We start from the raw sequence: 13,385 nt of genomic DNA, 5'->3' as shown, positions 1-13,385 counted from the left end.
CATGGTCTCGTCGGAAAACCGCTTCACACTTTGCGCTGACGCGACCCTTTGGGTCCGGATCATGCTCGCTACTTCGATTTCGGGCCGTACCGCGCCACGCAGGAGCTGACTCGCACGACCCCCTTGTCGCTCATCTTCGAACCGCGAACTTCTTTGACCTGCCCGGCCGGGCAGGTTCCGTCATCCACCATCACGCGCTGACCCAGCTTGAGATCTACGATGTCCTGCTCGCGGCCGACTGTGGCTGCGTTGGACGTCGTCGCGAGCGCGGCGGAGATCAGGAGCGAAAGACAGACGGCGTGGCGGAGTGACATGATGAGAGGTCCCGGCGTCGATGCCGCAATGTAGGGAGCGGCACACGATTCTCATAGTGAACCTTTGTCAGGCCCGCCGGGCTGATTTGCCCTTGGTGCCCAAGGCTGCGCGCGCTTCACGCGCGAGCCGCTCGGCGGAGGTGACGAGGCGCGGAACCGCGTGCCCGGAAAACCCCAGCACGAAGCCGGGCAGGGGCCGCACCCGCGCATAGGTGTCGGCCAGCAGCCAGCCTTCCGTGCCCGCCGCCTGTTTCGCTTCGGCTGCAACCGCGGGGGCCACCGACGGATCGAACCTTGCGACCAGATGCAGGCCCTGCGACGGCACCGGGACTGACAGCGCGCCATTCGATGCCGCTTCAAGAGTTTCGGCCAGCGCATCTCGCGCCTCACGATAGAGTTTTCGCACGCGCTTCAGGTTCGCGGCGAACGCACCGGAATTGAGCATGTCGGCGACCGCGCCCTCCATCAGCGTCCCGGGAAAACGGTCGAGCGCGGCGCGCGCGGCTGTGACGTCACCGATCAGGCGCTCGGGCAGGGCGCAATAGCCGATGCGAAGGCCCGGAAACAGCGTCTTGGCAAACGTGCCCATATAGATCACGCGCTCGAGGTGGTCGATGCCGGCGAGCGACATCAATGGCGCACCGTCATAGCGGAACTCGCTGTCGTAATCGTCCTCGAACACGAAGGCGTCGGCCTGCCTGGCCCAGTCGAGCAGCTCGAGCCGTCGCGGCATCGACATCTGGACGCCCAGCGGAAATTGATGCGACGGCGTCACGTAAGCCGCGCGCGCTGCCGGCGCGGCGGTGCGGCCCTTGACGACGTGCAGGCCGTGCGCGTCGACGGGAATGGGGACAGTGCGATAGCCGCATTGCGCGATGGTCCTCCGTGCAATGGGATAGCCGGGGTCCTCGCACCAGACCTGATCGTTGGCCTTCAGGATCGTGCCGAGCACGATGCGCAGCGTGTGCAGCGTGCCTGACGTCAGCATGATCTGGTCCGGGTCGCAGCGCAGCCCCCGCGCCGACAACAGATGGTCGGCGATCGCGACGCGCAATTCGCGGCTGCCGCGCGGGTCGCCGTAGTGTAGATGCTCGGCGCCGAAAGCGCGCATGCGCCTGCCGACGAAAGCGCGAAAACGCTGCACCGCGCGCTCGTCGATATGGGTACAGCCGAGCGAAAGCGCGCCTTGCTGCGGCGATTCGACAATCACTTTCGGCTTCCTGGACACGGCAGCGCGCGCGGGAATTCGTGCGGCGACGAAGGTGCCGGAGCCGACGGTCGCTTCCGCAAACCCGTCAGCGATCAGGCGCTCATAGGCTGTGACCACGGCGTTGCGGCGAAAGCCGGTCTGCTTCGCCAGCGTGCGCGACGGCGGCAGCGGCTCCCCGGGTTTTACGAGGCCAGAGACGATCATCTCGCATAGCGCCTGGAAGAGCCGGTGCGCCGAGGACGCCCCGGCGGTGATGTGCGGGCCAGTGAGATCGAGTGGCAGCTCGGCCTTGGCCGAGGAGGGAGAATTGGTCGGAATTTTTTGCATGGAATTGGCACTATCGCAGACCAAATGCCCGGCTACAACTGCCTGGAACCCTTCCAGTCCCGACAGGAGCGGCCGTGAGCCAGACCGAGAGCCAAGATTCCTATCCGACGTCAGCGCGCAACCAAGTGAAGCGCCGGCACGACCGCGGCTTTTACGATCACGACACGGTTCATCGCATCCTGGATTCCTCGATGCTGTGCCACGTCTCCTATGCGATCGACGGCCAGCCCTATTGCACACCGACCTTCTTCTGGCGCGAGGGGACCAAGCTGTATTGGCACGGCTCGAGCGCGAGCCGCATGCTGCGCAACCAGACCAAGGGGGAGCGGGTCTGCCTGACGGTCGCCCATCTCGACAGCCTCGTGCTGGCGCGTTGCGGCTTCAACCACTCCGCCGATTACCGCGCGGTGATGGCGTTCGGCACCGCCTATCTCGTCACCGACGCGTCCGAGAAAGAGCGCGCGGTCATCGCGATGGTCGACCGCTTCTTCCCGGATCGCACTGCGACCCTGCGGGCGAGCAACAACCAGGAGATCAAGGCGACCTCCTTCATTGCGATGGAGATCGAGGAAGCTTCCGCGAAGGTCCGCGCCAAGGGTGTCGCCGACGACGACGAGGATTACGAATTGCCAATTTACGCCGAGCGCATTCCGGTCCGCACAGTTCTCGGCGCGCCGGAGCCGTGTCCCCGGCTGCTCGACGGCGTGAGCCGGCCGGCGACGCTGAATGGCTATTTCGAGGGCCGACTGCTCGAAGATGCATTGCGGGATGCTTATTTTGTGGCGTACCCGAACGGCTGAAATCGGCTAGCTTGTGCGCTCCTTCGACCAACCGGATGCTTGGAGTTGCCGTGATGAATGCCGAAACGCAGCAGAGGATTCTTGACGCCGTCGACGCCGGCTTCGAAGCCCAGCTTGCGACCACCCGCGATTTCGTCGCGATCCCCTCGACCCGCGGGGCGGAGGGGCCGTGCCAGGACATGATCGGCGACCTCCTGCGCGCGCGCGGCTACGAGGTCGACGACTGGCACATCAATGTCGACGATCTCAGGGATTTGCGCGGTTTCGGCCCGATCGAGCATGATTTCTCCAAGGCGCGCACTGTCGTCGGCACCTATCGCCCGAAGACCGAGGCCGGCAAATCGCTCATCCTCCAGGGCCACTGCGACGTCGTGCCTGCGGGGCCGCTCGAATTGTGGGATACGCCGCCGTTCTCGCCGGTCATCAAGGACGGCAAGATGTTCGGCCGCGGCGCCTGCGACATGAAATCCGGCACCATCGGTGCGCTCTCAGCGCTGGATGCGATCAAGGCCGCGGGCCTCAAGCCGACGGCGCGGATTCACTTTCAGTCGGTGATCGAGGAGGAGAGCACCGGCGTCGGTGCGCTTTCGACGCTTCAACGCGGCTACCGCGCGGACGCCTGCTTCATCCCCGAGCCGACCGGCGGCAAGATGGTGCGCTCACAGGTCGGCGTGATCTGGTTTCGCCTGCGCGTGAAGGGCCATCCGACCCACGTCGCTTTTGCGGGCTCCGGCTCCAATGCGATCATGGCGGCGTATCATCTCGTCCATGCCCTGCAGAAGCTCGAGATCGAATGGAACGAGCGGGCGAAAGCCGATCGTCACTTTGGGACGATCAACCATCCCATCAATTTCAACCCGGGCATCATCAAGGGTGGCGATTGGGCCTCCAGCGTGCCGGCCTGGTGCGACGTCGATTGCCGCATTGCCGTGTTGCCCGGCTGGTCTGTGGCCGACCACCAGAAGGAGATATTGGCTTGCGTTGCTGCCGCCTCGCGCAACCATCGCTTCCTCGCCAACAATCCGCCTGAGGTTGAATGGTCCGGCTTTCTGTCGGAAGGCTATGAGCTGACCGATTCCGCCGCGCCGGAAGCCGCTTTCGGCAAGGCCTTCAACAAGGTCTATGGCGGTGCGGTCGAGGACCTCGTCTTCACCGCACTCACCGATACCCGCTTCTATGGCCTCAACTACGGCATCCCCAGCCTCTGCTTCGGCGCCAGCGGCGGCGAGATGCACGGCTTCAACGAATATGTCGATCTGGAGTCGCTGAAGAAGACCACCAAGGCGATGGCGCTGTTCATCGCGGAATGGTGCGGGGTGGAGAAGGCGTAAGCCTCTCCGCCGGCAATGACGGGGATGCTGCCGGCTTCTCCAGGCGAGGAGAAATATTATGCCGCCCAGCTGCCCCGAAACACGGGCTCATCGAAATCCTTTAAGCTTAAAATAAAGACTAGGACGCCGCCCTGACCGGTGGCAGACTGGCGCTCAACAGCAAGACCCGAGTCCGTCGAGAGAGTAACGATGCGCGATTGGGATGATGCTTACGCCAATTCGGCCCATATCCCGGGCTCGGACAAGATGCCAGAGCAATGGGCGGAGCGGGCGGCAGCCTACCGCGCCGGGCTGAAGGGCTTTCATCCCGACATCGCCTATGGCTCGGGCGAGCGTCAGCGTCTGGACCTGATCGTGCCCGACGGCGACAGCAAGGGCCTCGTCGTGTTCGTCCATGGCGGCTACTGGATGCGGTTCGACAAATCGACATGGACTGATTTGGCCGAAGGCGCACGCCATCATGGCTGGACGGTCGCGCTGCCGAGTTACACGCTGACCCCGGCCGCGCGCATTTCCGACATCACTGCCGAGATCACCGCAGCGATTGCAAAAGCGGCTTTGCTCGTCGCGGGGCCGATCCGGCTCGCCGGTCATTCCGCCGGCGGCCATCTCGTGACGCGCATGCTGTGCGACGACAGCCGGCTCGAGCCCGCCGTCTACAATCGCATCGCCGGCACGCTGTCCATCAGCGGCCTGCACGATCTGCGGCCGCTGCTCAAGACCAAGATGAACGAGACATTGCGCATGACCATGGAAGAGGCGACGCTCGAAAGCGTGGCGCTGCACCTGCCGCGCGGGCATTCGCCCGTGACTGCCTGGGTCGGCGGCGGCGAGCGGCCGGAATTCATCCGCCAGTCCGATCTGCTGGCCAATGTCTGGACCGGTTTTGACGTGCCGACGCGCCTCGTCGTCGATCCCGGGCTGAACCATTTTACCGTGATCGATGCTCTGAAGGACCCGTCGTCGCAGATCACCGCACGCCTGATCGGCCTCGACTGAACAAGGCCAGGAACGATCGAGCGAAAGGGCCCGTCATGACGTCCAGCGATTACGATCCTGCAAACGAAGGCGCCGAGACCGATTTCGCGCGGCGCATGTCCTATGGCGATTATCTGGCGCTGGAGGCAATCCTCGGCGCGCAACATCCGCTCTCGGAAGCACATGACGAGATGCTGTTCATCATCCAGCATCAGACCACCGAGCTGTGGATGCGCCTCGCCATCCATGAGCTTGCCGCCGCACGCCGCGCGATTGCCAAGGACGAGGTGCAGCCCGCAATGAAGATGCTGGCACGGATGTCGCGCATCTTCGAGCAGCTCAACAACGCCTGGGACGTGCTGCGTACGATGACACCGAGCGAATATACGCGCTTTCGTTCGCAGCTCGGCGAGTCCTCGGGCTTCCAATCGCGCCAGTACCGGCTGATCGAATTTTTGCTCGGCAATCGCAACCACGCCATGCTGAAGCCGTACGCGCACGATGTGGAAACGACGAAGCTGCTCGAAGCAGAGCTTGCGACGCCCAGCCTGTACGATGAGGTGCTGCGGCTCGCCGATCGCAACGGGCTCAAGATGCCTGCGGCGGTGCTGGCGCGCGACGTCCGCGAGACCCACAGTTTCAGCGAGGGCGTGCTGCAGGCCTGGCGCGTCGTCTACGAGGCGCCGGAGACGCACTGGATGCTGTACGAGCTCGCCGAAAAGCTGGTCGATTTCGAAGACTATTTCCGCCGTTGGCGCTTCAACCACGTCACGACCGTCGAGCGCGTCATCGGTTTCAAGCGCGGCACGGGAGGCACCGGCGGCGTCAGCTATCTCAAGCGCATGCTGGAGGTCGAGCTGTTTCCCGAACTCTGGCGTGTCCGTACCATTCTGTAGAAAAACTCATGACCAGATATCGCGTCTATGACGACACCAAGGCTCTGTTCCATCTACCGGATGGTGTGATCTATCTCGACGGCAATTCGCTTGGTGCACTGCCGCTGGGCGTTGCCGAACGCGTTCGCCGCGTCATCACTACCGAGTGGGGAAACGAGCTGATCCGTGCCTGGAACAGTGCGGGATGGTATGCTCAACCGCACCATGTTGGCGATCGCATCGCGCGGCTGATCGGCGCGGAGGCGGGCTCAGTCATGGTCGGCGACACGCTGTCGCTCAAAGTCTATCAGGCGCTCGCCGCCGCACTCGACATGAATGCGTCGCGCAAGGTCGTCCTATCGGACACTGGCAATTTTCCGACCGACCTCTACATGGCCGAAGGCCTGATCGCGACGCTCGGGCGCGGACATCAATTGCGCCTGGTGGCGCCGGAGGAGATCGAGCCCGCGCTGTCGGAAGAGATCGCGGTGCTCTACGTCACCGAGGTCGACTACCGCACCGGCCGCCGTCACGACATGGCGAAGCTGACCGAAAAGGCGCATACGCTCGGCATCGTCACGGTCTGGGATCTCGCGCATTCGGCGGGCGCGCTGCCGGTCGATCTCGCCGGCTGCGGCGCCGATTTCGCCGCTGGCTGCACTTACAAATATATCAACGCAGGCCCTGGCGCGCCGGCTTTCCTCTACGTCTCACCGCGCCATGCCGACGACGCGCGCGCTGCACTGTCCGGATGGATGGGCCACGCAAAGCCGTTTGCGTTCGAGCTTGGCTATGCAGCCGCCGGCGGTGTCGAGCGCATGCGCGTTGGCACGCCGCCGGTGCTGGCGATGGCGGCGCTGGAGGCTTCGCTCGATATCTGGGATCGGGTTGATATCGTGGAGGTCCGCGCACGCTCCCTGGCGCTCGGCGATCTCCTGATCAGCGAGGTCGAACGCCGCTGTCCCTCGCTGAAGCTGGTGACGCCGCGCGCGCATGAGCGCCGCGGCTCGCAAATCTCCTTCGCTTTCGACGGCGGCTACGCCGCGATGCAGGCCCTGATTGCTCGCGGCGTCATCGGTGATTTTCGTGCGCCAGACATTATGCGGTTCGGGATCACGCCGCTTTATATCGGTGAGACCGAAGTCATGAAGGCGACCGAGATCATCGAGGAAGTGATCGCTGGCGAAGTTTGGCGCCGTCCGGAATATCAGATCGTGAACGCGGTGACCTAGGTAAGCCATAACGCCGTGACGATCGCATCGAGCCCATCTGTCAGCGCAGCCGCGCACCAGGAGGCGAGGATGACGTCAGGCCTGGCCTCGCGCACCGCGATTACCTCGGACGTTATTGCTTTGCCGTGCGTAGTCAATCACGTTGAGACAACGATGAATTGGGAGGAGATCCGATGACGCCGCTCGAGAAACTCAAAGCGATGAAGATGCCGTTCGCCGAGCTCAAGGGAGTCGAGTTCGTCGAGGCCGAGAAGGATCGCGTGGTGGCGCGGATGACGGTCAGGCCCGATCTCTGCACGCTGCATCATACCATCCACGGAGGCGCGGTGATGGCGTTCGCCGATTCCGTCGGTGCGGCGGCGACCGTGATCAACCTACCGGAGAATGCCAAGGGCACGACCACCCTGGAGAGCAAGACCAACTTCATTGGCGGGGCCAAGGAGGGAACCATGGTGATCGCCACCGCCACTCCCGTCCACCGGGGCCGCCGGACGCAGGTCTGGACCACCCGGCTGGAAACCGAGGACGGCAAGCTCGTCGCATTGGTGACCCAGACGCAACTGATCCTGTAAGACTACGGGTCTTTGATTTCGTTAACAAATTAGTCGCTTCAGCTGCCTCAAACTTGAGCAGGTTCTCGGCTTGAAAAATTTGTTGCGACGCACAATATTGGAGGCCTAGGGATTCGACGCCTCCTCGAGGGACACCAAGAGGAGTTTTGACGTGGTACTTGAAGACACCATCCGCGCGACGTCCGTTCCCGGCTATGTGCGGACCTTGAGCCAACAGGAAGAATTGCCGCTTCTGCGCGATCACCTGCTGAGACTCGATGCCGTGAGCCGGCACGACCGTTTCAACGGTTTTCTCGACGACAGCTTCATCGAGCGTTACGCCGCCCGTTGCGCCGAGGACGGCACCGTGATCGTCGCCTATATCGTCGGCGGCGTGGTCCGCGGTGCGGCCGAACTGCATCCGCCGGAGGGCGAGTCGCTACCCGAAGTCGCATTCAGCGTGGAAGCGTCCGCTCGTCGCCAGAATGTCGGCACCATCCTGTTCAGTCGCCTGATCGCTGAGGCCCGCTGGAAGGGTTACAAGCGCCTGCGCATCACCACAGGCGCCGAGAATCACGCCATGCGGGCGCTCGCCAGGAAGTTCGGCGCGCATCTCGCATTCCGCCACGGTGAGTCGACCGGCACGATCGACCTTGCCAAGGCGTCCGAGGCCGAGTTGGCCGATCTTGCCGCGGCGCCCTTCAAGGCGGGCCGCGCGCTTCTCAACTTCAACTCGACCTGCTGGAAGCTGATCTCCAGCATGTACGGCAATCGCGCCGCCTGAAAACCAGCCTGGAATCAAAAAGCGGACCGGCAAAACCGGTCCGCTTTTGTATGGAAGCAAAGGACTAAGCGCTCAGGTGCCGGTGCGCTTGTCGTTGCCGAAGCGGCGGACGACGCGACGTTCAACCACGACGGACCGCTGTGCGCCCTGCTCGCCGGCGATGACGCGGGTGGAGGTGATGCGGCTGTTGGTGCGGACCTGTTTCTTGACCTCGGCCTGAACGAGATCAAGCGGCATTCCCATCAGGGCGGCGGCGATCTCGGCCTGCTGCTCCTGATCGTCGGTGATGCCGACGGCAGCAAAAATTGCCTCGTCCAGGGTGGGCGGATCATGGCGGACGCGCCGCGTGCCGTACTTGGTATTCCAATCTGCGTTCATAGGAGCCTCGTTTCGATCCGGGATACCTAGTGCCGGTTATGTTGCAATGCAATATGAAATTGGTGTGGCATCTCAGCTATGCACTCAATGCTTCTCAAGCTGGTTAGCGTCATAAAGTTCGAGTGGGGTCGGTCCCACGGCCAGCGAGCGCAAGGCCCGCACGAATTCGCCGGACGCAGGTACCGCAAAATGCGCGGCGAGGGCGGCGCGGTCGGCCCATTGCTCGAAGAACACCAGCCTGAGCGGATCTTCACAGTCGACATGCACCGCATGCGAGATGCAGCCGGGCTCCTGTCGGGAACGACGGACGTGTTCAAGGCTGAGGCGGCGCGCCTCCTGAAATGTCTCGGGCCGGGTCGTCACACTGCCAGTCACCACGATCATGCAATGTCCCCTGATACAAGTGCCGCTAGGGCAGGGATGCCTCGCGCGCGGTCTCGCCCGCCGGCGGCTGCGGCCAGCGCTTCAGTGCCGCATGGCCGGCTTCGGTGAGCCGATAGATTCCCCGCTCGGCGCGTTCGAACCAGCCATAGACGTTGTGCAGGAGAATCTTGCCGGCATCGGGACAGCGTTCGCGCAAATCGCGCACGCGCCGCGGGCCTGCGGCGAGTTCCGATGCGCAGGCCAGCGCCTGCTGCCGGTAGGCCGTCATGATCGGCGCACGCGTGCTGCCGCCGAGCACGGGATCGCCCTGGCGGCGCTGATGTTCGGCGACGAGCCGCGAGCGCGTCTTCGGCTCACGGCGAAGTGCGGCCGTCGGCGGCTTCACCAGCACCTCGACCTGGCCGCGGTCGGTCACGCCAAGCATGCCGAAGCCGAGGCGGCGACACAGATTGCGATAGCGTGCGTCGCTCTCGCGCCCCTTGCCGCGGATCGACATCTTTGCCGCGATCCAGACCTCGTCGCCTGCCGGTGCGCGGTCGACGGCTTGGAGAATCAGCTCGAGATTGAAGGCAAGCTTGAGCTCGCCGATCACCACCACCGGCGGATCGCCGGCGCTCAGGCCCACCAGATCGCAGCCGCCGATCTCGCCCTTTACGGCGAAGCCGAGTTCTTCGAGGAATCGTTTGACGGGGAGATAGAGCGCGGTTTCCACAGGACGTCCGATCCGAGAATCAGTTGCGGCAGCTTAGCGCGGATCGGATTTGGGCTCCGCGTCATTTGATCGGGAACAGATGGTGCGACTATCCTGCGGACGGCAACAGGCGGGCGGCTTGCGACATGACGATCAGGAACGGGCTCTATCACATCCGGATCGAGATGCTGGATGGCGTCCAGGGTGGCAATCAAGGCGTCATGGTGCTGCGCGACGGCACTATGCGCGGCGGTGATTCATTCTTCTTTGCCTACGGCAGCTACAACTCCGCCGACGGCAAGTGGAAGGGCGAGCTGACCAACGAGGAGCATTCGCCCTCGTTCGACGAGCGGCCGGTGTGGGGCCGCAAGGTCGTCACGATAGGCTTCAGCGGCACCTATACCGACGAGACCGCCTATGGCGAAGGCATCGCGCTCGCCGGCAAGCAGAGCATCCGTTTCAAGGGAGATCTGCGGCTGTTGGTGCCGGATTGACCTCTCTTATCGCAGAAGACGGTCATAGTCGCCATGTGAGCCGATCCAGAACCAGACGTAGTTCCCATCGGCTTCGATAGCCCGAGCGCGATAGCGCAATCCGACTCTGGCAGACCAATATCGTCCGACCCGCTTGAACTGAAGCGAGGATGAGTAGGATCGCTCTTCAAGAGCTGGAAATTGGCGTCGGCCAGCCGTCGAACATTGGCGGGCAAAGCCTCGTAAGCCTTCCAGAATCTCGGCGATGCCGTGTGTTTCACAAGTCGCGGGTTTGGCCGGCGCGATAGGCGCCCAGCGCTTCCTCGGCAAAGGAATCGAGCTTGCCGGCCTGGGCATCTTGCTCCAGGGCTTTATCAAAGCGTTCTGCGTCGAACCGCTCGAACCACGCGCGAAATCGCGCCAAATCGTCAGGCGCAAGTCGTTCGATCGCTCGTTCGATATCTTCAGTCGTCATTGCTTGAATATAGCAGTGCAGTGGGTCCAGGAAAAGATGGGTGGCTACACCCGTCCACTCACCGGAATCAGCGCACCGGTGACGCCGCTTGCGGCGTCGCTCACGAGGAACAGGATCACCTCGGCAAGCTCGTGCGGCGTCACCCATTTGGAGAAGTCCGCTTTCGGCATGTCGGCGCGGTTGGCCTTGGTGTCGATGATCGAAGGCAATACCGCGTTGACGGTGACCTTGCCCTTCCATTCGCTGGCCAGTGCCTCGGTGAGGCGGTGTACGCCCGCCTTCGACGCCGCGTAGGGCCCCATGCCGGAGCCCGCCTGGAGCGCGCCCATAGCGCCGATATTGACGATGCGGCCTGCCTGCGAGGCGGCAAGATGCGGCAGCGCCGCGTGCGAGGTGTTGAGGGCTGTCAACACGTTCAGCGCATGCATGCGATGCCACGTCTTGATGTCGCCGTCGCCGACGGTCTCGTAGGCAAAGCCGCCGGCGATGTTGATCAATGCGTCGAGCCGGCCAAAGTGCTTTGCCGCGGTCTCCACCGCTGACTTCGCTTGTGCTGCGTCGGACAGGTCGACGCCGCCGATCTCGATGCGATCGGCCGTTGCAGGGATCTGCGAGGGCGCGTGATCGATACCGGCGACCCGCGCGCCGCGTGATTGTGCTACGTCTGCGACCACCTTGCCAAGCGCGCCGAGCGCGCCGGTTACAATCAGAGTCTTGTCTTGCATCATCTCTTGCATCATCGATCTACGGGCCCGGTCGCCTAAGATTGCAGATAGCGCGCCTTCAGCGCGGTCCGCTCTGCTGTGCCCAGCTTGAGGCCGTCGCGCAAGTAAGTTTCGAGATCGCCATAGTCGCGGCTGACGGCATCGAAGGCTGCATCGAGATAGGAGGCCTGCACCGAGCCGATCGCGTCGAGGACGTCGGCGGGCAGATCGGAGACGCTCGACACGTCGCGTTTGTAGTGGTGGTTGGTCAGGAGATAATCCTCTGCAATGACCTCCTCGGGCACGCCGAGCGCATGCAGGATCAGGGCGCTGGCAAAGCCGGTGCGGTCCTTTCCTGCGGTGCAGTGGATCACGAGCGGGGCGCGGTCTTCCAGGAGATGGCCGAACAGTGTGCGAAAGCTGTGCGTGTTGTGGCGGACATAGTTGCGATAGGACTCGCGCATGATCTCAAGCGCGACCGGCGCGGTCAGCGCGCCCTTGGCGAGTTCGGCACGCAGTGAGGCCACCACCGTCGGCTCGATCGGCAGCGAATGCACCGCAATCTCGTTCACGACGCAGACACCAGCCGCGCGTTCCTCGACGCCGCGGAAATCGAACGCGCTTCTGACGCCCAGCGCGCGGACGACCTCGATGTCTTCTGCGGTAAGCTGGCCGAGATGATTGGAGCGGAAGATCTGGCGCCAGCGCGTGGCACGGCCGTCGGCCGTCGCATAGCCGCCGAGATCGCGAAAATTGCTGGCGCCTTGCAGGCTGAGATGGCGGGCAGGGGAGTCTGACATTGAATCAGCTTTTGTTATGTTGCCGGAGAGCTATTACAGGGGGCGATCATGGGGCGGCACAAGGCCATTCTTTTGGGGATCATCATGCTGTCGGCTGGAATTTCCGGCGCGCGGCAAGCCGATGCGCAGACGTTCCGGACCTACCATTGCGCCGATGGTACGCAGTTCATCGCGGGGATTTATGACGAGGACAAGCGCGTCTTTCTCCAGATCGACGGGAAGCCGGTGACGCTCGCCCAGCGTCTGACCGTTTCAGGCATGCGCTATTCGGGGGCCGGGATCACGCTGACGATCGGCAAGACCGGGACGACCACGGTGAGGCATTTGAGGCGGCCGGTCACCACCTGCACGGTGATCTGATCCTTTGGTCAGCAGCGAGAATCAAAAAGGGCCGAAACTTCGTTGTTTCGACCCTTTTTCCAAACTTCCGCCGGCCGCTCGACGGAGCGCGGCGGTACTGAACCAAATACAGGCATCAGCGATCCCATTTCGGCTTGGCTTCATCGACGGCTTCCTGATGGTACCAGCTTCCGCTGCAGATCGTCTCGTTCACGGGGGGCGAGAGATGATCGGCGGGAAGACGGACCTCGCCGTAGCGACGTCCCCCGAGAGCCGCGCGGCCCCCGACAGGGAATTGGTAGATCGTTGCCGATCCCCCACTCAAACCATTATTCATCATTGCGGTATCTCCTCTCGCCGAAGCGCTTAGCCTCCATGGTGCGCCCGACTCGTTCGCTTGTGGTTACTGGAATCCCCATATCGGCCTCGCACCCCCAAATGCAAAGTGCTGAAAAGGAGATCAGTTTCGGCCTAATTTGTGGGCAGTCACTGTTCTGCATCCTGCAAGGCAGCGGTCGGCTGACTAACGCTTGGGCCGTTGCGAAGGTTGCGGGCGACCGGCCGAAGACTTCGCGAATATTGCTTGCCGTTGATGCGCGTTTGGTCGGCAACCTCGGGCAGGGGTGGGGTGCACCGGAATCGGGCGTTTTCCGCGAGATTTTTGCGGTGCAGCTTCACGGAAAGGTGCGCTGCTATGACGCACGCGGCTGGGGTGGCCGGCGTGGAAACGGCGGGTGTC

General features: G+C 63.3%; 18 protein-coding genes and 1 pseudogene. 9 read left to right on the top strand and 10 right to left on the bottom strand.

The annotated features are described in order from the left end of the window. Positions 1-68: 68 nt before the first annotated feature. Positions 69-314, bottom strand: a complete 246-nt coding sequence (locus tag JJE66_RS21205) for a DUF6719 family protein (protein ID WP_200516453.1) — start codon at positions 312-314, stop codon at positions 69-71. Positions 315-381: 67 nt separating this feature from the next. Then, positions 382-1,851 (bottom strand): PLP-dependent aminotransferase family protein, encoded by a 1,470-nt coding sequence (locus JJE66_RS21200; RefSeq protein ID WP_200516452.1) that lies wholly within the window; start codon positions 1,849-1,851, stop codon positions 382-384. 74 nt (positions 1,852-1,925) lie between these two features. On the opposite strand from JJE66_RS21200, the gene JJE66_RS21195 reads away from it, so the two are divergent. The 7 genes from JJE66_RS21195 (at position 1,926) to JJE66_RS21165 (ending at position 8,402) form a co-directional block, all read left to right on the top strand. After that, a complete protein-coding gene (locus JJE66_RS21195; protein WP_200516451.1) occupies positions 1,926-2,651 on the top strand; it encodes a pyridoxamine 5'-phosphate oxidase family protein in 726 nt (241 codons plus the stop codon). A 53-nt stretch (positions 2,652-2,704) separates the two neighbouring features. Further along, a complete protein-coding gene (locus JJE66_RS21190; protein ID WP_200516450.1) occupies positions 2,705-3,982 on the top strand; it encodes an ArgE/DapE family deacylase in 1,278 nt (425 codons plus the stop codon). 189 nt (positions 3,983-4,171) lie between these two features. After that, positions 4,172-4,981: an alpha/beta hydrolase gene (locus JJE66_RS21185; protein WP_200516449.1), complete on the top strand. Its 810-nt coding sequence runs from the start codon at positions 4,172-4,174 to the stop codon at positions 4,979-4,981. 35 nt (positions 4,982-5,016) lie between these two features. Continuing rightward, a complete protein-coding gene (kynA, locus tag JJE66_RS21180) occupies positions 5,017-5,856 on the top strand; it encodes a tryptophan 2,3-dioxygenase (protein WP_200516448.1) in 840 nt (279 codons plus the stop codon). 8 nt (positions 5,857-5,864) lie between these two features. Continuing rightward, positions 5,865-7,067, top strand: coding sequence for a kynureninase (gene kynU / locus JJE66_RS21175; RefSeq protein ID WP_200516447.1), 1,203 nt, complete (start codon positions 5,865-5,867; stop codon positions 7,065-7,067). Positions 7,068-7,240: 173 nt separating this feature from the next. Continuing rightward, positions 7,241-7,639, top strand: coding sequence for a PaaI family thioesterase (locus JJE66_RS21170; protein WP_200516446.1), 399 nt, complete (start codon positions 7,241-7,243; stop codon positions 7,637-7,639). Positions 7,640-7,790: 151 nt separating this feature from the next. Next, positions 7,791-8,402 (top strand): GNAT family N-acetyltransferase, encoded by a 612-nt coding sequence (locus tag JJE66_RS21165; RefSeq protein WP_200516445.1) that lies wholly within the window; start codon positions 7,791-7,793, stop codon positions 8,400-8,402. A gap of 72 nt (positions 8,403-8,474) precedes the next feature. Here the strand turns inward: JJE66_RS21165 and JJE66_RS21160 are convergent, their stop codons facing one another. From JJE66_RS21160 to JJE66_RS21150, 3 genes are all read right to left on the bottom strand, one after another. Next, positions 8,475-8,780 (bottom strand): hypothetical protein, encoded by a 306-nt coding sequence (locus tag JJE66_RS21160; protein WP_200516444.1) that lies wholly within the window; start codon positions 8,778-8,780, stop codon positions 8,475-8,477. Between the two features lie 84 nt (positions 8,781-8,864). Beyond that, positions 8,865-9,164, bottom strand: coding sequence for a putative quinol monooxygenase (locus JJE66_RS21155; RefSeq protein ID WP_200516443.1), 300 nt, complete (start codon positions 9,162-9,164; stop codon positions 8,865-8,867). Between the two features lie 25 nt (positions 9,165-9,189). Then, positions 9,190-9,876 (bottom strand): DUF2161 family putative PD-(D/E)XK-type phosphodiesterase, encoded by a 687-nt coding sequence (locus JJE66_RS21150; RefSeq protein ID WP_200516442.1) that lies wholly within the window; start codon positions 9,874-9,876, stop codon positions 9,190-9,192. A 125-nt stretch (positions 9,877-10,001) separates the two neighbouring features. Between JJE66_RS21150 and JJE66_RS21145 the strand changes: the two genes are divergently transcribed. Continuing rightward, a complete protein-coding gene (locus JJE66_RS21145; RefSeq protein ID WP_200516441.1) occupies positions 10,002-10,349 on the top strand; it encodes a GrlR family regulatory protein in 348 nt (115 codons plus the stop codon). A 6-nt stretch (positions 10,350-10,355) separates the two neighbouring features. Here JJE66_RS21145 and JJE66_RS38155 read toward each other — a convergent pair. The 4 genes and pseudogenes from JJE66_RS38155 to JJE66_RS21130 all read right to left on the bottom strand — a co-directional run bounded on the left by JJE66_RS38155 (position 10,356) and on the right by JJE66_RS21130 (position 12,307). Further along, positions 10,356-10,609: pseudogene (locus JJE66_RS38155) on the bottom strand (hypothetical protein). After that, positions 10,606-10,803, bottom strand: a complete 198-nt coding sequence (locus JJE66_RS21140) for a hypothetical protein (protein ID WP_200516440.1) — start codon at positions 10,801-10,803, stop codon at positions 10,606-10,608. The pseudogene JJE66_RS38155 and the gene JJE66_RS21140 overlap by 4 nt, the downstream one beginning before the upstream one ends. Positions 10,804-10,847: 44 nt before the next feature. Further along, positions 10,848-11,528 carry an SDR family oxidoreductase gene (locus JJE66_RS21135; protein WP_200518616.1) on the bottom strand — a complete coding sequence of 227 codons (681 nt, stop codon included), beginning with the start codon at positions 11,526-11,528 and terminating at the stop codon, positions 10,848-10,850. Positions 11,529-11,563: 35 nt separating this feature from the next. After that, positions 11,564-12,307: a tyrosine-protein phosphatase gene (locus JJE66_RS21130; RefSeq protein ID WP_200516439.1), complete on the bottom strand. Its 744-nt coding sequence runs from the start codon at positions 12,305-12,307 to the stop codon at positions 11,564-11,566. A gap of 48 nt (positions 12,308-12,355) precedes the next feature. On the opposite strand from JJE66_RS21130, the gene JJE66_RS21125 reads away from it, so the two are divergent. Continuing rightward, the gene (locus JJE66_RS21125) at positions 12,356-12,667 is read left to right on the top strand and encodes an MliC family protein (RefSeq protein ID WP_200516438.1); all 312 of its coding nucleotides are present in this window, start codon (positions 12,356-12,358) and stop codon (positions 12,665-12,667) included. A gap of 115 nt (positions 12,668-12,782) precedes the next feature. On the opposite strand, the gene JJE66_RS21120 is transcribed toward JJE66_RS21125, so the two are convergent. Beyond that, positions 12,783-12,986, bottom strand: coding sequence for a DUF2735 domain-containing protein (locus JJE66_RS21120; protein ID WP_200516437.1), 204 nt, complete (start codon positions 12,984-12,986; stop codon positions 12,783-12,785). Between the last annotated feature and the right edge of the window lie 399 nt (positions 12,987-13,385).

This window comes from Bradyrhizobium diazoefficiens (genome assembly GCF_016612535.1).
GTDB lineage: Bacteria > Pseudomonadota > Alphaproteobacteria > Rhizobiales > Xanthobacteraceae > Bradyrhizobium > Bradyrhizobium diazoefficiens_C.
This window is presented reverse-complemented; position numbering and strand designations above follow the sequence as displayed.

What these genes read in the sequence shown, in the direction of transcription:
- JJE66_RS21130 (WP_200516439.1), bottom strand. Translation starts at nt 12,307, where the DNA reads ATGTCAGACTCCCCTGCCCGCCATCTCAGCCTGCAAGGCGCCAGCAAT.
- kynU (WP_200516447.1), top strand. Translation starts at nt 5,865, where the DNA reads ATGACCAGATATCGCGTCTATGACGACACCAAGGCTCTGTTCCATCTA.
- JJE66_RS21200 (WP_200516452.1), bottom strand. Translation starts at nt 1,851, where the DNA reads ATGCAAAAAATTCCGACCAATTCTCCCTCCTCGGCCAAGGCCGAGCTG.
- JJE66_RS21135 (WP_200518616.1), bottom strand. Translation starts at nt 11,528, where the DNA reads ATGCAAGACAAGACTCTGATTGTAACCGGCGCGCTCGGCGCGCTTGGC.
- JJE66_RS21160 (WP_200516444.1), bottom strand. Translation starts at nt 8,780, where the DNA reads ATGAACGCAGATTGGAATACCAAGTACGGCACGCGGCGCGTCCGCCAT.
- kynA (WP_200516448.1), top strand. Translation starts at nt 5,017, where the DNA reads ATGACGTCCAGCGATTACGATCCTGCAAACGAAGGCGCCGAGACCGAT.
- JJE66_RS21120 (WP_200516437.1), bottom strand. Translation starts at nt 12,986, where the DNA reads ATGATGAATAATGGTTTGAGTGGGGGATCGGCAACGATCTACCAATTC.
- JJE66_RS21125 (WP_200516438.1), top strand. Translation starts at nt 12,356, where the DNA reads ATGGGGCGGCACAAGGCCATTCTTTTGGGGATCATCATGCTGTCGGCT.
- JJE66_RS21145 (WP_200516441.1), top strand. Translation starts at nt 10,002, where the DNA reads ATGACGATCAGGAACGGGCTCTATCACATCCGGATCGAGATGCTGGAT.
- JJE66_RS21205 (WP_200516453.1), bottom strand. Translation starts at nt 314, where the DNA reads ATGTCACTCCGCCACGCCGTCTGTCTTTCGCTCCTGATCTCCGCCGCG.
- JJE66_RS21155 (WP_200516443.1), bottom strand. Translation starts at nt 9,164, where the DNA reads ATGATCGTGGTGACTGGCAGTGTGACGACCCGGCCCGAGACATTTCAG.
- JJE66_RS21170 (WP_200516446.1), top strand. Translation starts at nt 7,241, where the DNA reads ATGACGCCGCTCGAGAAACTCAAAGCGATGAAGATGCCGTTCGCCGAG.
- JJE66_RS21185 (WP_200516449.1), top strand. Translation starts at nt 4,172, where the DNA reads ATGCGCGATTGGGATGATGCTTACGCCAATTCGGCCCATATCCCGGGC.
- JJE66_RS21190 (WP_200516450.1), top strand. Translation starts at nt 2,705, where the DNA reads ATGAATGCCGAAACGCAGCAGAGGATTCTTGACGCCGTCGACGCCGGC.
- JJE66_RS21140 (WP_200516440.1), bottom strand. Translation starts at nt 10,803, where the DNA reads ATGACGACTGAAGATATCGAACGAGCGATCGAACGACTTGCGCCTGAC.